This window comes from Spongisporangium articulatum (assembly GCF_044465595.1).
Taxonomy (GTDB): Bacteria; Actinomycetota; Actinomycetes; order Actinomycetales; family Kineosporiaceae; genus Spongisporangium; species Spongisporangium articulatum.
On record NZ_JBITLV010000004.1, the window covers coordinates 453,602 to 469,933 of the forward strand.

General features: G+C 72.5%; 18 protein-coding genes. 13 read left to right on the forward strand and 5 right to left on the reverse strand.

Going from position 1 to position 16,332, the window contains the following annotated elements:
* The first annotated feature begins 60 nt into the window (after positions 1-60).
* The gene (galE, locus tag ACIB24_RS14700) at positions 61-1,038 is read left to right on the forward strand and encodes a UDP-glucose 4-epimerase GalE (protein WP_398281659.1); all 978 of its coding nucleotides are present in this window, start codon (positions 61-63) and stop codon (positions 1,036-1,038) included.
* A 42-nt stretch (positions 1,039-1,080) separates the two neighbouring features.
* On the opposite strand, the gene ACIB24_RS14705 is transcribed toward galE, so the two are convergent.
* Positions 1,081-1,815, reverse strand: a complete 735-nt coding sequence (locus ACIB24_RS14705; RefSeq protein WP_398281917.1) for an endonuclease/exonuclease/phosphatase family protein — start codon at positions 1,813-1,815, stop codon at positions 1,081-1,083.
* On the reverse strand, positions 1,815-2,729 hold the full coding sequence (locus tag ACIB24_RS14710; RefSeq protein WP_398281662.1) for a phosphotransferase: 915 nt from the start codon (positions 2,727-2,729) through the stop codon (positions 1,815-1,817). Before ACIB24_RS14710 ends, ACIB24_RS14705 begins: the two co-directional genes overlap by 1 nt.
* A 42-nt stretch (positions 2,730-2,771) precedes the next feature.
* Here ACIB24_RS14710 and nudC point away from each other — a divergent pair, with 42 nt between their 5' ends.
* Complete coding sequence (gene nudC, locus ACIB24_RS14715; RefSeq protein ID WP_398281665.1) at positions 2,772-3,719, forward strand: NAD(+) diphosphatase; 948 nt, start codon at positions 2,772-2,774, stop codon at positions 3,717-3,719.
* A gap of 5 nt (positions 3,720-3,724) precedes the next feature.
* Here nudC and ACIB24_RS14720 read toward each other — a convergent pair whose 3' ends face one another.
* Together ACIB24_RS14720 and ACIB24_RS14725 are read right to left on the reverse strand one after the other, a co-directional pair.
* Positions 3,725-4,267 carry a uridine kinase gene (locus ACIB24_RS14720; RefSeq protein WP_398281668.1) on the reverse strand — a complete coding sequence of 181 codons (543 nt, stop codon included), beginning with the start codon at positions 4,265-4,267 and terminating at the stop codon, positions 3,725-3,727.
* 85 nt (positions 4,268-4,352) lie between these two features.
* Entirely contained in the window at positions 4,353-4,607 is a 255-nt protein-coding gene (locus tag ACIB24_RS14725; RefSeq protein ID WP_398281671.1) for a mycoredoxin, read from the reverse strand.
* Between the two features lie 129 nt (positions 4,608-4,736).
* Between ACIB24_RS14725 and ACIB24_RS14730 the strand changes: the two genes are divergently transcribed.
* The 10 genes from ACIB24_RS14730 (at position 4,737) to ACIB24_RS14775 (ending at position 14,611) form a co-directional block, all read left to right on the forward strand.
* Positions 4,737-6,860 (forward strand): ATP-dependent DNA helicase UvrD2, encoded by a 2,124-nt coding sequence (locus tag ACIB24_RS14730; protein ID WP_398281674.1) that lies wholly within the window; start codon positions 4,737-4,739, stop codon positions 6,858-6,860.
* A gap of 74 nt (positions 6,861-6,934) precedes the next feature.
* Entirely contained in the window at positions 6,935-9,568 is a 2,634-nt protein-coding gene (locus tag ACIB24_RS14735) for an FtsK/SpoIIIE domain-containing protein (protein ID WP_449619057.1), read from the forward strand.
* A gap of 32 nt (positions 9,569-9,600) precedes the next feature.
* A complete protein-coding gene (locus ACIB24_RS14740; RefSeq protein WP_398281677.1) occupies positions 9,601-9,870 on the forward strand; it encodes a hypothetical protein in 270 nt (89 codons plus the stop codon).
* 45 nt (positions 9,871-9,915) lie between these two features.
* Positions 9,916-10,518: a hypothetical protein gene (locus ACIB24_RS14745; RefSeq protein WP_398281680.1), complete on the forward strand. Its 603-nt coding sequence runs from the start codon at positions 9,916-9,918 to the stop codon at positions 10,516-10,518.
* Between the two features lie 2 nt (positions 10,519-10,520).
* Positions 10,521-10,952, forward strand: coding sequence for a hypothetical protein (locus ACIB24_RS14750; RefSeq protein WP_398281683.1), 432 nt, complete (start codon positions 10,521-10,523; stop codon positions 10,950-10,952).
* Positions 10,945-11,409, forward strand: coding sequence for a hypothetical protein (locus ACIB24_RS14755; RefSeq protein ID WP_398281686.1), 465 nt, complete (start codon positions 10,945-10,947; stop codon positions 11,407-11,409). Before ACIB24_RS14750 ends, ACIB24_RS14755 begins: the two co-directional genes overlap by 8 nt.
* Positions 11,402-12,034, forward strand: coding sequence for a hypothetical protein (locus ACIB24_RS14760; RefSeq protein WP_398281689.1), 633 nt, complete (start codon positions 11,402-11,404; stop codon positions 12,032-12,034). Before ACIB24_RS14755 ends, ACIB24_RS14760 begins: the two co-directional genes overlap by 8 nt.
* A gap of 264 nt (positions 12,035-12,298) precedes the next feature.
* Positions 12,299-12,517 carry a hypothetical protein gene (locus ACIB24_RS14765; protein ID WP_398281692.1) on the forward strand — a complete coding sequence of 73 codons (219 nt, stop codon included), beginning with the start codon at positions 12,299-12,301 and terminating at the stop codon, positions 12,515-12,517.
* Between the two features lie 161 nt (positions 12,518-12,678).
* Positions 12,679-12,954 carry a WhiB family transcriptional regulator gene (locus ACIB24_RS14770; protein ID WP_398281923.1) on the forward strand — a complete coding sequence of 92 codons (276 nt, stop codon included), beginning with the start codon at positions 12,679-12,681 and terminating at the stop codon, positions 12,952-12,954.
* 151 nt (positions 12,955-13,105) lie between these two features.
* Positions 13,106-14,611, forward strand: a complete 1,506-nt coding sequence (locus tag ACIB24_RS14775) for an alkaline phosphatase family protein (RefSeq protein ID WP_398281695.1) — start codon at positions 13,106-13,108, stop codon at positions 14,609-14,611.
* Between the two features lie 10 nt (positions 14,612-14,621).
* On the opposite strand, the gene ACIB24_RS14780 is transcribed toward ACIB24_RS14775, so the two are convergent.
* Positions 14,622-14,867: a hypothetical protein gene (locus ACIB24_RS14780; RefSeq protein ID WP_398281698.1), complete on the reverse strand. Its 246-nt coding sequence runs from the start codon at positions 14,865-14,867 to the stop codon at positions 14,622-14,624.
* Positions 14,868-15,035: 168 nt separating this feature from the next.
* Between ACIB24_RS14780 and ACIB24_RS14785 the strand changes: the two genes are divergently transcribed.
* Positions 15,036-16,271 carry an MFS transporter gene (locus ACIB24_RS14785; RefSeq protein WP_398281701.1) on the forward strand — a complete coding sequence of 412 codons (1,236 nt, stop codon included), beginning with the start codon at positions 15,036-15,038 and terminating at the stop codon, positions 16,269-16,271.
* The last annotated feature ends 61 nt before the right edge of the window (positions 16,272-16,332 follow it).

Genomic DNA, 16,332 nt, shown 5'->3' on the forward strand with positions numbered 1-16,332 from the left:
ACAGTCTGCCCCAGCCCGGGATCCAGGCGCGTCCGACCGTAGGTGGATACGGTTGTCGGCATGACCTGGGTGATCACCGGCGGCGCCGGCTACATCGGTTCGCACGTCGTCCGCGCGATGCGGGAGTCCGGCCGCACGGTCGTCGTCCTGGACGACCTGTCCAGCGGGCACCGGGAGTTCGTCGAGCCGGGTGTGGCCCTGGTCGAGGGTTCGATCGTCGACCCCGTGGTGGTGCGCAAGACGCTGGGCGCGGCGGCCGGGCTGGGCGGGCTGGACGGCGTGATCCACCTGGCCGGGTTCAAGTACGCCGGGGTCTCGGTGCAGCGGCCGATCCACACGTTCGAGCAGAACGTCACGGGCACCGCCGTCCTGCTGGAGGGCATGCTCGAGGCCGGCTGCAAGAACATGGTCTTCTCCTCCAGCGCGGCCTGCTTCGGCACGCCGGACGTCGACCTGGTCACCGAGGCGACGCCGACCAACCCCGAGTCGCCGTACGGGCAGAGCAAGCTGTTCGGTGAGTGGTTGCTGCGCGACCTCGAGGTCTCCGACGGGCTGCGGCACACGTCGCTGCGGTACTTCAACGTGGTCGGTTCCGGGTACCCCGACCTCTACGACACCAGCCCGCACAACCTGTTCCCGAAGGTGCTGGCGGCGGTCGGCGCGGGGGAGACGCCGATCGTGTTCGGCACCGACTACGCGACGCCCGACGGCTCGTGCGTGCGGGACTACGTGCACGTGCAGGACATCGCGCTCGCCCACGTCGCGGCCGCCGCCCGGCTCGAGACGGGGCAGCCGCTGGAGCGGGTCTACAACCTGGGCAGCGGCGACGGGGTCTCGGTGCTGCAGATCATGGACGCCGTCGCGCGGGTCACGGGGCGCCCGTTCACCCCCGAGGTGCGCGAGCGCCGGCCGGGAGACCCGGCGCGGATCGTCGCGTCCGGGGAGCTGGCCCGCCGCGACCTGGACTGGACCATGCGCCACGACCTCGACGACATGGTCGCTTCGGCGTGGAGCGCCTGGACGGCGTCCCGCGCTTGAGTTGTGCTCCGAATCCGACACGTTCGTGTCGGATTCGGGGCGCTATCGCACGTCGACGTCCACGGTGACCGCCCGGTGGTCGCTGAAGGGGAGTCGCACGGCCTCCGCCGCGCGCACGGCCAGGGCCCGGTCGGCGAGCACGTTGTCGAGCTGGACCCGCGGGGCGGGCGAGGGAAAGGTCGGGCCCCGGAACAGGGGCGTGTACCCCGTGAGGCGGGAGGCGGGCCCCGGCGGCAGGTTCAGATCGCCCAGCAGCACACGCGGCCCCGGCAGCGCATCGAGCCAGCGCCGGACCTGGCGCAGCTGCAGGACGTTCATCCCGACCACGAACGACAGGTGCGTCGCGGCGACCGTCAGGCGCCCGCCGTCCGTCTGCACGACCGCGGCCACGGCGGCCCGGGGCTCGTCGGCGATCCAGAGGAGGTTCCCGGGCACGGGCAGGGGGTAGCGGCCGGGGGCGCCGGGCAGGCGCAGCTCGTGCCACTCCAGGACGGGCAGTCGGGTGGCCAGTGCGATGCCGTAGTCGCCGTCGTGAGTGGGGCGGCCGACGGTGCGCACGAACCGCCAGCTCGCGTCCGGCAGCGCCGCGGCGGCGGCCACCGCCTGGTCGACGTGACCGGTGCGGGCGATGCCGCGGTCGACCTCCTGCACCGCGAGGACGTCGGGTGCCAGCGTCGCCAGCGCCGCGGTGATCCCGGCGGCCGGGGCCACCGAACCGTCCGGCCCGTGGGTTCCGAAACCCCGGCCGGACAACAGGTTCGCCGTCGCGAGGCGGATCACCACGGGGCTTCGTCGAGCCCGGCCTCGAGGTCGGCGAGCATCTGGGCGGCGTCGTCGACGATCGCCGCGTCGTCGGTGCTCACCCCGTGCAGCAGCCAGCGGGCCAGCGCGAACTCGGCCGACAGCCGGGCCCGGCGGCGCAGGAACGGGTCGGGCGGCTCGGTGCTGGCGGCGGTGTACCCGGCGAGAACGGCGTCCAGCGTGGGTTCGGCCGGGCCGATCGACAGCCAGGCGAAGTCGTCGGCCGGGTCGCCGACCCGCGCCTCCGACCACTCGACGACGCCGGTCACCCGGTCACCCTCGGTCAGCACGTTCTCGCCGACCAGGTCGCCGTGCACCACGCACGGCACGAACCGCCAGGCGCCGATCTCCTCGACGGCCTGCTCCCAGCGCTGCAGCAGCGCCGGCGGCACCCTCCCGGTGCCGGCGGCGCGGTCGAGCTCGGCCAGGCGGCGCAGCCGGAACTCCTCGGCGCCGTAGATCGGCAGCCCGGCCTCCTCGATCAGCCGGCCCGGCAGGTCGTGGATCGCCGCGACCGCCCCACCCAGCGCCGTGGCCAGCCCGGGCCGGTGCAGCAGCTGCGGTGGCTGCAGCGGGCGGCCCGGCAGTTGCCGGTGCACGATCGCCCGGCCGCCCCCGGGCAGCGGGGCGCTGCCCTCGACCTGCGGCAGCCCGAACGGCAGCCAGGAGACCAGTCCGGCGGTGAGCTCGGCCTCGGCGTCGAGTCGCATGCCCGCGGCGGCGGTGCGGGGGGCCCGGACCACCCACGTGCGGTTCAGGTTGTCCTCGATCAGGGCCGCGTCGACGTCGTCCGCCGTGGCCTCCACGGCCTGCACACGCACGGGTTCCATCCCGTGCACGGCCGCCGACGCCAGGGCTGCGAGGGCGAGGTCGGAGCGGGCGGCGGGCACACCGGCAATCTATCGGCGAACCTACCGACGTATCGTCGGGGCGTGGCCCACCCCCGGTTGCCCGACCTCAGCCTCGCCCGCCAGACCCTGGACCGCGCGGCCCACCGCCGGACCGATCCCGACCTGCTGCCCAAGCTGCTGGCCGACCCGTTGACCCGGGTCCTGCCCGTGCGGGCCGGGCAGGCGCCGGTGGCCGTCGAGGACGGGCGCATGCACCTGGTCACCGTGCCCGGCCCCGAGTGGGAGGGCCCGGAGCCGCTGGCCTTCATGGGGGAGGACGGGGTGGGCGGCGCCTACCTCGCCGCGCCGATCGATGCGCCGGTGGAGCCGGACGTCCCGGTCCCCGGGGTGGCCGAGGGGACGACCTGGGCCGGGTTGCGGGAGGCCGGGGCGGTCCTGGACGACACCGGGGCGGGGTTGCTCACGTCGTCGGTCGCGTTGCTCACCTGGCACGCCGCGCACCCGTTCTGCGCCAAGTGCGGCGCGCGCAGCGACGTGACGCTGGCCGGCTGGGAGCGGATCTGCCCGGTGTGCGGGACGCACCACTACCCGCGCACCGATCCCGCCGTGATCATGTCGGTGGTGGACGCTGCCGACCGGCTCCTGCTCGGCCGGCAGGCGGTCTGGCCGCCCCGCCGCTGGTCGGTGCTGGCCGGGTTCGTCGAGCCCGGCGAACCGCTCGAGGCCGCGGTGCGGCGAGAGGTGCTGGAGGAGAGCGGTGTCCACGTCGGTGACGTCGAGTACCTGGGCAGCCAACCGTGGCCGTTCCCGTCGTCGTTGATGCTCGGCTACCGCGGGGCGGCGCTGACCACCGATCTGCGTCCGGACGGCGAGGAGCTGGCCGAGGCGCGCTGGTGGACACGGGCGGAGGTGGTCGCCGCGATGGCCGACGGGTCCTTGCTGCTGCCCGGGCCGGTGTCGATCGCCCGGCGCCTGATCGAGGAGTGGTTCGGCGGCACCTTGGAGGACGGCGTCGACTCCTGGCGCTAGTCTCCCTACCTCTCGCGCAGGGCCGGGCGGTCGGGGTGGTCGAAGCGGACGGTGAGGTCCGCGCGCGCGGCGGGCTCGACGTCGTCCAAGTACCGCTCCCACGCGGGCAGCAGCCGCGCCGCCTCCTCCGCCGGCACCCGCCGGGCCCGCGCGGCCGCGGAGACGTCGAGGTGCACGGTCAGGTCGAGCGACCAGCGGACGTCGTCCCGCAGGAGGAACCGCCCGTCGAGGACGACGACCGCTCCCGGGACGACGTCCCGCAGGTTCTCGCGGTAGGCCCGGTCGGTCTCGGGGTCGCGCAGGCGCGGCAGCCAGGTGCCGCGGCCGCCGGGTTCGAACGGGTCGAGGACCTCGCGGCGCAGCGCGTCGGTGTCGTACCAGAGGCGGTACATGGCCTCCGGGTCGTCGCGGCCGTACTCCAGCCGGACCGAGCGGCCGCGCAGGAAGTCGCCGGCGCTGACCCGGGCGACCGGGACCGCACGGGCCTCGAGGAGGCCGGCGACGTCGTCCGCGAGGGCCCGCGTGTCGGCCTCGACCGGCCCGTCCACGCCCAGCCGGGCGGGACCTTCCGCGGCGAGCTGGTCGAGCCGGTCGGCGACCAGCTCGACGAGTGCGGTCCGGTTCAGGGCGCGCTCAGGCCGCGAGCCGGGCCTTGACCTCGGCCAGCGACGGGTTGGTGGCCGCCGAGCCGTCGGGGAAGACCACGGTCGGGACGGTCTGGTTGCCGCCGTTGACGGACTCGACGAAGTCGGCCGCGCCGCGGACCTGCTCGATGTTGATCTCGGTGTAGCCGATGCCCTCGCGGTCGAGCTGGCTCTTCAACCGGCGGCAGTACCCGCACCAGGTGGTCGAGTACATGGTGATCGTGCCGGCGTCGGGCGTGTTCATCGAGCGGGGCTCCTTCGTGCGGGCTAACTGTCCTTCTCTCAACCATCGTGCTGTGGATGGGAATTCCCGCACGCAGTCGTCCACACCACCGTCGGCAGATTGTCGCATCGGGCTGAGAGGATGCTCCGGATGGATGACACGCTGACCGCGCCCGGCCCCGGTGGAGTGGGGGCTGCGCACATTCTCGACGCGCTCGACCCGGAGCAGCGGGAGGTCGCGTCCACGCTCAACGGGCCGTTGTGCGTCCTGGCGGGCGCCGGGACGGGCAAGACCCGGGCCATCACGCACCGCATCGCCTACGGCGTCCACTGCGGGGTGTACCGGCCGCAGCAGGTGCTCGCCGTGACGTTCACGGCCCGGGCCGCGGGGGAGATGCGCTCGCGGCTGCGTGACCTGGGCGTCCCCGGCGTGCAGGCCCGCACCTTCCACGCGGCGGCGCTGCGCCAGCTGGGCTACTTCTGGCCGCAGGTGTTCGGCGGGCGCCCGCCGGAGATCCTGGAGTACAAGGCCCGGCTGGTGGCCGAGGCCGCCAACCGGCTGCGGCTGCAGGTCGACCGGGCCGCCGTGCGCGACCTGTCGGCCGAGGTCGAGTGGTCCAAGGTCTCCCTGCTGACCGCCGAGGCGTACCCGGCCGCGGCCCAGCGCCAGAACCGCGGTGAGCCCGGCGGGCTGGCGCCCGAGGCGGTGGCCCGGCTGATCACCGTGTACGAGGAGGTCAAGGCCGACCGCGGCGTCATCGACTTCGAGGACGTGCTGCTGCTCACCGCGGGGCTGGTCGAGGAGTACCCGGAGGTGGCCACGGCGGTCCGGTCGCAGTACCGGCACTTCGTCGTCGACGAGTACCAGGACGTCTCGGCCCTGCAGCACCGGTTGCTGCAGCAGTGGCTGGGCGACCGGCAGGAGCTGTGCGTCGTCGGCGACCCGAGCCAGACCATCTACTCGTTCACGGGCGCCTCGCCGCAGTACCTGCTCGGTTTCACCCGCGCCTACCCGCAGGCCCAGGTCGTGAAGCTGGTCCGCGACTACCGCTCGACCCCGCAGGTCGTCGACCTGGCCAACCGGCTGCTCGCGCCCCGCGGCGGTGCGTCGGGGGCGCGCCGCGGCGGGGTGGCGCCGCTGGAGCTGATCGCCCAACGCGAGCCGGGGCCGAAGCCGAAGCTGTCGGTGTACGAGGACGACGTGGCCGAGGCCGGCGCGGTGGCGCGGGCCGTCCTCGACCTGGTCGAGAGCGGGGTGCGGCCGCGGGAGATCGCCGTCCTGTTCCGCACCAACGCGCAGTCGGAGTCGCTCGAGCAGGCGCTCACCGAGGTCGGCATGGCCTACGTGCTGAAGGGCGGCGAGCGGTTCTTCGCGCGCAAGGAGGTGCGTGACGCGTTGATGTTGCTGCGCGGCGCGCGGGCCGCCGGCGACACGGGGGAGCCGCTGGGCGAGCAGGTCCGGGCCGTGCTGGCCACGTCGGGCTGGTCGGTCCGGCCCCCGAGCGCGAGCGGGGCCGTACGCGAGCGCTGGGAGTCGTTGCAGGCGCTCGCCTCGCTGGCCGACGAGATCGCCGACAAGCGGCCCGGCGCGGGGATGACCGACCTGGTCAACGAACTGGACGAGCGCGCCTCCGCGCAGCACGCGCCGACCGTGGAGGGCGTCACCCTGGCCTCGCTGCACGCGGCCAAGGGCCTGGAGTGGGACGCGGTGTTCCTCGTCGGGCTGTCCGAGGGTCTGATGCCGATCACCTTCGCCGAGGGCTGGGAGGCGGTCGAGGAAGAACGCCGGCTGCTGTACGTCGGTATCACCCGGGCGCGCGAACACCTGCGACTGTCGTGGTCGCGGGCCCGGACGCCGGGGGCGCGGGCCACGCGCTCGCCGTCCCGGTTCCTCGACGGGCTGTTCCCCGAGGCGCCCCGTGAGGTCCGCGAGGGGCGGTCACGCGCGGCCGGTGCGAGGAAGAGCGCGAAACCCGCCCTGTGCCGGGTCTGCGGCGGCTCGCTCGGGTCCGCGGCGGAGAAGAAGATCGGCCGCTGCTCGACGTGTCCCTCGACGTACGACGAGGCGCTGTTCGAGCGGTTGCGCACCTGGCGGTTGGCCACCGCGAGCGAGGCCAGCGTGCCCGCCTACGTCGTGTTCACCGACGCGACCCTGGTGGCGATCGCCGAGACCCTGCCGTCGGACTCGATGGCCCTGGCCCGGGTGCCGGGCGTCGGGCCGACCAAGCTCGAGCGCTACGGCGAGCAGGTGCTGGCGGTCCTGGCCGAGAGTTAGGCGCGCCCCGCCGGTTTTCCACAGCCTCCGTGTGGCACCTGGGGTGGAAGTACCCCCTTGGGTAGTTTTGTGGCGTGCCGAGTGCCAGAACGTCGTTCAACGCCGCCGTGGTCGCGCACCGCGAGGCCGTGGGGCTGCTGGCGGCCGTCCGGGAGCGGCTCGACCGGCTCGAGGGGGAGGCGGAGTTCTCGCACGAGTCGGCGCAACGCCAGAAGGCGCTCGCCGACCGGCTGAGCGCGCTGGCCGCCGAACTCGCGCCGGGCTGGCTGGGGTCGCCGTGGGCGCAGCTCGCGCAGGACCGGCCGCAGCCGCACGCCGGCGCCCGCCCGGGGGCGCCCACGTACCTGCGGGTGGGCACGGCCCGCCCGGTCCCGGGGGTCGAGTTCCCCGCGCTCGTGCCACTTTTCGGGGTCGGTCACCTGTCGGTCGGGGCCGACGCCCGCGAGCCTGCGGTCGCCGCACTGGTCCAGGGGCTGATCACCCGGGCGCTGTGCGTCCTTCCCGCGGGTGCGCTGCGCGTGCTGGCCGTCGACGGCGCCTCGTTGGGCCGCCCGTTCGCACCGTTCAGCCCGCTGGTCCCGGCCGGGCTCATGAGCGAACCGGTCACCGACTCCGACGGCTTCCACAACGTCCTCAACGAGGCCGAGGAACAGGTGCGGCGGTTCCAGGCCCGCACCGAGCTCGAGCCCGACGTCCTGCTCGTCGCGATCGCCGGCCTACCGCCCGGCACCGGCCGTGGTGATGTCGCCCGCCTCGCCGCGCTCGCCCACGCCGGCCCCGCCGCGCGGGTGCATCTCCTCGTCGCCGGCTACCCGCCGCCGAGCGCCTCCGCGCGGGACGACGTCCCCCGGCTCGAGCTGACCACCCACCTGACGCTCGACGAGCGCCCCGGCGCGGACGGCGTCCCGCAGTTCCGGGTCGGCGACCCGCCGCGCGAGGTGTTCGGGGCCTCCGGCCGCGGGCTGAACTCGCCGGTCGCGGCCGAGGCGCCGCCGCCGCCCGACCTGGTCGGCGAGCTGTGCCGGCGGCTCGCGGCGCAGGTCGAGTCGGACGCGGCGCTGACCTTCGACGACGTCGTGCCCGCCGAGCTGTGGACCGAGTCGTCGGTGAGCGGGCTGAGCACCGTCGTCGGTCGCCTCGGCCGGGGCGACGCGGTGCTCTCGCTGGACGACGCCACGCCCCACTGGCTCGTCGGCGGCCGGACGGGGTCGGGCAAGACGGTGTTCCTGCTCGACGTGCTCTACGGCCTGGCCGCCCGTTACTCGCCTGATGAGTTGGCGCTCTACCTGCTGGATTTCAAGGAGGGCGTGAGCTTCACCGAGTTCGTGCCCACCGAGGTCGACCCCACCTGGGTGCCGCACGCCCGGACGGTCGGCGTCGAGTCCGACCGCGAGTACGGGCTGGCGGTGCTGGCCGAACTGGTCCGGGAGATGAACCGCCGCGCCGCGGCCATGAAGCAGGCCGGCGTCACGAATCTGGCCCAGCTGCGCGAGGCCCGCCGGGAAGCGGCCCCCATCCCGCGGATCCTCACGGTCATCGACGAGTTCCACGTCCTGTTCCAGGGCAACGACAAGGTGGGGGAACGGGCGGCGGCGTTGCTCGAGGAGATCGCCCGCAAGGGCCGCTCCTACGGTGTGCACCTGATCCTGGCCAGCCAGTCGATCCAGGGGATCGATGCGTTGATCGGTCGCAGCAGTTCGGTCTTCGGTCAGTTCGGCCGCCGGATCGCGCTCGGCGGTGGGGGTGGCGTGCTCGAGTCCGTGAACTCGGCCGCGGACGACCTGCCGATCGGCACGGCCATCGTCAACGACGCGGGCGGTGTGAAGAACGCCAACCGGCGGGTCCGGTTCCCTGACGCCGACGTGCACACGCTGTCTTTGCTGCGGCACCGGCTCTGGTCGATGCGTACGCCGGGGGAGAAGCCGCCCGCGGTGTTCGTCGGGTATGCCGAGCAACGGCTGGAGCAGGATCCGACCTACCTGCGTCTGGAGTCCTCGCCCCGCCGGCGCCGGGCGCTGCTGGGTCGGGCCGTCGAAGTGGGCCTTCCCACAGCGGGTTTCGAGGTCGGCGTGAACCCCGGGTCGCACCTCGCGGTGCTGGGCACGTCGCCGGTGGGGGCCGATGTCCTGCGGGCCGTGGCCCTCAGCCTGGCAGCGCAGCACGAACCCGGGTCGGCGGTCTTCCTGCTCGCAGCCCTGGTCTCGTCCGCGGATTCGGTGGTTGACGACGTCGAGGCGCAGCTCGAGGCCGGTGGGCACTTCCACGAGGTGCTCGACATCAAGGGGTACCGCGACGCGGTGCAGCGGCTCGCCGCGGGGGACGAGCCGTCGGACCCCGTGTACCTGTTCGCCTTCGGGGCCGACGCGGCGTCGTCTTTGCTGGCGCAGCGCTACCCCGACTCGCGCCGTGAGGGTGTGGACGACCTGCGGGCCGTGTTACGTGACGGGCCCGGCCGGCACGTGCACGTGTTCGGCTGGTGGCGGGGCGTGCGGCGCCTCCTGGAGGATGTCGGCTCGAGCAAGGCGGAGATCGGCAACGTGCTGTCCGTCAACGTGCGCGGGGACGACTTGTCCTCGCTGGTGGGCAGTTTCGACCTGAAGTACTCCCCCCGACAGAACCGGGCGATGTACTTCGACCGTGACGAGGACCGTCGTCAACTGGTCGTGCCGTTCGTGACGGCCGGCCGGTTCGACGACACGCTCGACTAGGCAGGCTGGACTTTCGAGGAGAGGAGGCGGTCATGGCCGGTTCGATGATCGGCGAGGCGAAGAAACACATCTCCGACGCCAACGAGCAGTCGGTGGCGGCGCAGAAGGCGATCGACGCCGCGAAGGAGGCCGCGGGCGAGGCCCTCGAGCTCGTGAAGAAGGCCGCGGAGGACAGCGAGCACGACCTCGTCCTGGAGGCGATCAAGGGCTACGAGAAGGCTCTGGAGGCGTTGGAAGACGCCAAGAAGGAGATCACCGACGCGCAGGCGGCGGCCGACAAGTACGCCGAGGAGATCGGGTAGCCGAGCGTGTCGGCCTCGGGGGAACGCAGTGCGATCGGACGGGCGGTGGAACTGTTGAAGGCGGCCTTGCTGAAGTCCGACGAAGCTGCCTTACACGGCCGCGCGGCGTCTGAAGCGGCCCTTCAGATGTGGGCTCTGCTCCGCACGGCGGGCGCCGATTCCCGGGACGAGTCGATGGCGGCGGCCTTCACCGAGAGTCAGGCGGGGACCGAGTTCCTGAGGAAGGGGCTCGCTGCCTTGAACGCGGCGGACGGAGGGGTTCGCGGTTACATCGCAGCCGTCGCTCCCAACCATTCCGTGAAGTCGACCGGTCGGGTTGCCCCTGGCCCAGACGGCGGCAGCCTCACCCGCACGGTGCGGGCGCGCCCGAAGCTGAGAGCCTTCGTGGAAGTGACGACCAGGGAGGGCGACGACACTCAGGACTCTGCCGAGAACATGCTGCGTTCCGGCCAAAACGTGAAGAGTTTCCTCGAACCTCCACAGGTGACCGGGCACATTACGTCCACCCCTACGGATGTACCCGTTGTGCGCCCCGTCATCTCCGCTCCCTCCACGGACGCGGCGGGGGCTGTGCTGGTGACTGGGCTCGTCGTGGCTCGTGTCGTCGATCTGATCAAGAATCGTAGGAAGAGAACGAAGGAGCGTTGAGCATGCCGGTTGCACTCGGAGCCAAGGCTGAGCAGGTGGTCCCGACCATGGTGGATGCCATGTTGGCGCGCGACGGCCAAGCCTGGGCGGATTCCTTGGGAGGGCTCTCATCGCAGGAGATCTCCGCCGTGATGAGCGCGGCCTTTGCTGCAGCGGTGTATCGCCGATGGCCGGAGGATCCCTCGCTCGAGGAGATCGCGGGTTACGCGACCTCCCTGTCGAGCGCGCCGGGCGAAAAGGTTGTCGTGGCGGCGTCCACGATAGAGGCGGGAATCCGTGCCGCACTGGGCGAGATGGAAATGCTCAATGGAATCTCGGCCGAGGACCGGGTTCCTGCTTATCTCCTGGTGATCCATGCGATCCAGGACGACGGCGTCCTCGGTTCGCATAATCGGGATGAGTACGTCGCCGAGATTATCGACGCCGTTGCCTGACGTTTTCGAGGCGGAGCGTCAACTCCTGCTCCTGCTGATCGATCAGATCGATGCGAATGAATCGTTGTCCGAGCCGGCGATCGAGCCCCAGGAGGCTGCGGACTTCCTGGCCGCCGTGTTGGCCGTGCTCGTTCGGACGAGGCTCGGCGACGCAGCGACCCTCGAGACCATCGCGGCCTATGCGCGCCAGGTGATCGCGGGTCCCGAAACGGTCGAACGGCCCATGCTCATCGAGTCGGTTCTGAGAACTGGCGCCGGCTATCCCGACATGTTGTCCGGGGTCGGTCAGGAAGAGGTGGTCCATGCACTGGGTATCTGCATGCGCTTCCTCTTTCGAGATATGAGCGCGGGTCGATCTGACTTCGAGACCACCCTGATCGCCTCAGCCGCTCGCGCTCGGGAGTCGGGCGTATTTGGTGCAGGTATCCGATCACCGGAAGGACTGAGTCATGGCTGACGTCTGGAACGAGTACGCGGCGCTGGTGCGCGAGCTCGACGAGGTGCGCGCGACGGAGCAGTCGCGCACCGAAGGGCTGCACGTGGCGGTGGCCGAGATGACGCACCACGCGGACTCCCTGGACGAGCGGGTGATCAACCAGCAGCAGGGGTTCGCGCAGGTGGCGCAGTTGCTGCGGTTCCGGATGCCGAAGCTCGGGCCGGTCGAACCGGAGGGCATCGTCGACCCGGCGACGGACCTGGCCCGGGTCGCGGAGGGCATCGATACGGCCGACCGCGAGTTGCACCACGCGGCCACCCGCGGCCAGCAGCCGCAGCTCCTGCCGGACTGGTCCCCGCTGGGCCGGGCGATGGCGATCTACGGGGCCGCCGCCGTCCTGATCGTGCTCCTGCAGCTGCTCAGCTTCGTGCGCGGCGGGTCGAACACCAGCAGCGGCCTGGTGCTCTTCATGGTGCCGCTGCTCGGGTTCGCGATCGGCTACCTGACCTTGAAGATCGGCACCCGGACCCGGGTCCCGCAGGCGACCCCCGAGATCTACACCCGGATCGGCCTGATCCTGTCGTTCGCGATCGGCCCCCTGGTGCTGCTCGTGTTCGCGCTCGCGGCCGCCTCGTTCGGCAAGTAGCAGGGTCGGCCGGTCACCGGATCTGCGACCGGATTGGTCGTCACAGGCCCGAGGGATCGCCGTATGGCGACCATTCCGGTCGCAGATGACCCATGAGCCCGGCCCGACAGGTCAGGGAAGAAGACCCGCGAATAAATACGTTGTGGCTCACGGCGGACGAGGTCTACCCTCGTCTGCGCACCCACGATGACGCAGACGAGGCATTCGGCTGCGCCCTCGAAACCAGATCAGGCAACACCGAGCGATGAAGGAAGGTGGCATCCGATGAGCACGACGTTGCTCAACAGCGCGTGGCCCGCGGCTGCCGTCTGCACGCCGGAATCGCTTACGTATGCCCCCATTTCGGGCATTGAGCGCGACCGGTTCGACGGCTTCGGGGTGGATTCCGCCGCCACGCCGTCGGTCATGTCGCAGTCCGTCAAGCAGTTCAAGCACTTCGTCCGTCTGAACCACGGTTCCACGGTCACCGGAAGCCCCGGATAGGTCACCACCTAGCCGGCAGCCGAGGCCGCGGAACCCGAACAGGGTCCGCGGCCTTTTTCGTTGGCCAACGCCCCTCGAAACACCTACTCGCACAGAAGACAACCGCTCCGAGAACCCGGAGCCACCTGAAGGGGGTGACGACCTTGCAGCTCACGGCGTTGATGGACGCTCTGGCTGAAGAGGTCGAGGAGGAGACCGTCGAGCCCATGCCGTGCCGGCAGTTCGACGCCGAACTGTGGTTCGCCGAGTCGCCGACCGATGTCGAGCTGGCCAAGCAGCTTTGCCTCGACTGCCCGGTCCGGACGGCCTGCCTGTCGGGCGCCCTGGAGCGGCACGAGCCGTGGGGCGTCTGGGGCGGCGAGCTGTTCCTGTCCGGCGTCGTCGTGCCGCGGAAGCGGCCGCGGGGCCGGCCGCGGAAGGTCGAGGTCGCGGCCTGAGAGGTTTCCTCTCCACAATTCGGCCGGCCGCCGGGGCAACCTGGCGGCCGGCCGTCGCGTCTTACTGGGCAGAGCGAGGGCGTCCTGGCCGCGGAGGGGGCGGCCAGGCCGTCCTCGCCAGCACTCGGGGCCGGTGCCTACGATCGCGCGCATGGCCGACATCGTGACCCCCGTCGTCGAGGCACTCACCGCTCCCGACTTGGCGGGCGTCGTCGACCTGGTGGCGCACCCCGACCCCCACGGCGCACCCGGCGAGGCGGTGATCGTCGCCCACGCGACCGGGCGGGTCCGACTGACCCTCGACGCCGACGGCACCGAGCGGCACGAGGTCCTCGCGGGCCGCGACCCGGTCGCCGACACCGACCCGCTCGCCTTCCTGCCCTACGACCTGGAGCAGATCGACCCGTCGCCGGCCAACGCCACCAACGCCTACCCGGAACCGGCCCGTCGCCTGCTGGGCTTCTTCTCCGACCCCGACCGCAGCCCCGACCTCGCGATCGTGCACACGCCCGGCCACTACTTCCCCGAGTACGGCGGCCACCGCGGCGAGCACGGCAGCCTCGACGTCATCCAGTCCCGCGCGCCGTTCATCCTGTCCGGCGCCGGCGTGCCGCGACGGGGCGTGGTCGACGGGTACGCACACGTCGTCGACGTGACCCCCACCCTCCTGCGCGCGGCGGGGGTCGACGAACGGTTCCACGCCGACGCCGCCGGCGAGCCCCTCGACGGCCGGGCCCGGACCGACCTGCTCGAGGCCGGGGCCGGTCGGTACGTCATCGGCATCCTCTGGGACGGCGGGCACTGCTCCGACCTCCTGCACCTGGCGGCGCAGGGCACGCTGCCCAACGTCGCCCGCCTGATCGAGCACGGCACGGCCCTGCGCGGCGGCGCCGTCGCCGAGTTCCCCAGCGTGACCTTGTGCAACCACACGAGCGCCCTGACCGGTGTGGGCCCCGGCCGGCACGGCGTGCTGGGCAACGTCTTCTACGACCGGGCCCAGCGGCGGCGCATCCTGGCCAACGACGAGACCACCTGGCACCGCAGTGCCGAGTGGTTCCGCCCGAGCGTCGCGACGGTCTTCGAGATGCTGACCCGCGCCGACCCGGACGCGACCAGCGCGTGCGTCGACGAGGCGATCGACCGGGGCGCGACGGCGTCCACCATGCAGTTGATCCGCGCGGCCGGCGGCAACGACGGCGGCGGGGCGCTCGACGCCGCCCTGCCGCCGGCCGAGGACAGCCCCTACCTGGGCAACCGGGCCCACCTCGCGGACTCGTACTACCGGTTCTGCAGCCGGGTCGACGACATCGGTGTGCTGCAGATGCAGCAGCACTGGGCGTCGGCCGCCGTCGCGCCGCGGCTGACGTGGTGGTCGAACATCGTCACCGACGCCGGGCACCACGCGGGCGGCCCGCGCAGCGCGATCGCGCGCGACAGCCTGATGGACGCCGACCGGCGCCTGGGCGCGCTGTTCGACCACCTCGACGCGCTCGGCGTCACCGAGGACGTCACGTTCCTGATGACCGCCGACCACGGCTTCGAGACCGCGGACCCGCGGGTGCGCGGGGACTGGAAGGGCCGGTTGGACGACGTGAGCGCGCGTCTGGGGGTCGGTTTCCGGGACGAGGGACCGGGGTTGGTCTATCTCGACGTCTGAGCGCCGACCCTCAGCGGTCGGTGGTCTCGAACTCCCGCAGGTGGCTGCGCGTGCAGGCGTCGCAGTCCCAGAGCGGCCGGTCGTCGACGACCGACCAGGCTCCCGAGAGCCGGGCGATGTGGGCGGACGTGGTCGTGCCGCAGTGGCGGCAGCTGATCTCCCGGTCGGCCTGGTGAGGGATCCGGGCGAGCCCGACAGCACTGAGGGGCTGGGCGGTAGCGGTCGCGGAGGGGCGGTTCTCAGGTGAGCCCGTCATGCCTCGAAAGGCTACGCCGATCACGTGTCCCGCACATGAAAGTTCACCTCCGTGGCGGAAACATCGTTGCTTCATCGATGCTTCACGCGCGTTACCGAGGTCGACCGTGCGTCTCATTATTCAAGACGTAGGTCTCGCATTGTGGCCAATAGGGCTACGGTGGTGGACATGAGGAGCACCGCGCCCGTCGCCGCGCACGCCACCGGTCACCGGTGGTGGGTGCTCCTGGCGGGCCTCCTGTCGCTCGTGGCGGCCTGCACGTTCCAGTACGGCCTGCCGTTCCTGGTACCGACCCTGCGGGCCTCGGGGCTGTCGCTGACCGAGGTCGCCTGGCTGGTCTCGGCGCCCGTCGTGGGCATCCTCGCGGCGCTGATCGCGTGGGGTGCCGTGACCGACCGGTACGGCGAGCGGTGGGTCCTGGCGGGCGGCCTGGCGGGCGCCGCGGTGCTGCTCGTCGTGGCCGCCCAGCAGGCCCGGGCGGGGCACACGCTGGCGCTCGGTGTGGCGCTGGCGGCCGCCGGGGCGAGCGCGGCCGCGGTCCAGGTGGCCAGCGGCCGGCTGATCCTGGGCTGGTTCGCCGCCCACGAGCGCGGCCTGGCGATGGGTCTGCGGCAGACCGCCCAGCCGCTGGGCGTCGGGCTGGCCGCCGTCACCGTCCCCTACCTGTCCCCGGTGGCCGACCGCGAGCACGGCGTGGCCCGTTCGATGGTCCTGATGGCCGCCCTGTGTGCCGTCGCGGCCGTCGTGATCGCTGCCCTGGCCCGCGACCCGCAGCTGCCCGACAGCGCCGAGGTGGGCCGGTCGGGGCGGGCGGGCAACCCGTACGCGAGCTCGTACCTGCCGCGCATCCACCTGGCCAGCGCCCTGCTGGTGATCCCGCAGTTCGGGGTGGCCGCTTTCGCCTACGACTACCTGGTCACCGTGCGCGGCCTGGACGCCGGGGTGGCGGGTGCCGTGCTGGCGCTCGCGCAGGCGGGGGGTGCGTTCTCCCGGCTGGGGGCGGGCTGGTGGTCCGACCGGGTCGGCGCGCGGCTGGGCCCGATGCGCTCGCTGGCCCTGGTCATCGCCACGACCGTCCTGGCCACCGGCCTGTTCGCCGCGCTCCCGGCTCCGGAGACACCCACGGTCGTGGTCGTCGTCCTGGCGGCGGTGTTCTCGGTCAGCACGAACGGGCTGGCGTTCACGGCGGTCGCCGAACGGGCGGGCCGGGCGTGGGCCGGGCGGGCGCTGGGCGTGCAGAACACCGGGCAGAACGGCGTCGCCGTGCTGACCGCGCCCGTTCTGGCCGGCCTCATCTCGGCGCTCGGCAACCGGGCCGGATACCCGGCCGCCTTCCTGGCCCTGACGGTGCCGTCGCTGGTCGCCGCCGCGATCATTCCGGCGCGGTCAGAACGTAGGGCGTGACTGCAGACCCCCCGTCTACTGCGCGACCCCCGGCGGGCACCCGGCGGCGTTCTCGTCGCCC

What these genes read in the sequence shown, in the direction of transcription:
- ACIB24_RS14765 (WP_398281692.1), top strand. Translation starts at nt 12,299, where the DNA reads ATGAGCACGACGTTGCTCAACAGCGCGTGGCCCGCGGCTGCCGTCTGC.
- ACIB24_RS14725 (WP_398281671.1), bottom strand. Translation starts at nt 4,607, where the DNA reads ATGAACACGCCCGACGCCGGCACGATCACCATGTACTCGACCACCTGG.
- ACIB24_RS14780 (WP_398281698.1), bottom strand. Translation starts at nt 14,867, where the DNA reads ATGACGGGCTCACCTGAGAACCGCCCCTCCGCGACCGCTACCGCCCAG.
- ACIB24_RS14775 (WP_398281695.1), top strand. Translation starts at nt 13,106, where the DNA reads ATGGCCGACATCGTGACCCCCGTCGTCGAGGCACTCACCGCTCCCGAC.
- galE (WP_398281659.1), top strand. Translation starts at nt 61, where the DNA reads ATGACCTGGGTGATCACCGGCGGCGCCGGCTACATCGGTTCGCACGTC.
- ACIB24_RS14785 (WP_398281701.1), top strand. Translation starts at nt 15,036, where the DNA reads ATGAGGAGCACCGCGCCCGTCGCCGCGCACGCCACCGGTCACCGGTGG.
- ACIB24_RS14760 (WP_398281689.1), top strand. Translation starts at nt 11,402, where the DNA reads ATGGCTGACGTCTGGAACGAGTACGCGGCGCTGGTGCGCGAGCTCGAC.
- ACIB24_RS14730 (WP_398281674.1), top strand. Translation starts at nt 4,737, where the DNA reads ATGGATGACACGCTGACCGCGCCCGGCCCCGGTGGAGTGGGGGCTGCG.
- ACIB24_RS14740 (WP_398281677.1), top strand. Translation starts at nt 9,601, where the DNA reads ATGGCCGGTTCGATGATCGGCGAGGCGAAGAAACACATCTCCGACGCC.
- ACIB24_RS14750 (WP_398281683.1), top strand. Translation starts at nt 10,521, where the DNA reads ATGCCGGTTGCACTCGGAGCCAAGGCTGAGCAGGTGGTCCCGACCATG.
- ACIB24_RS14770 (WP_398281923.1), top strand. Translation starts at nt 12,679, where the DNA reads ATGGACGCTCTGGCTGAAGAGGTCGAGGAGGAGACCGTCGAGCCCATG.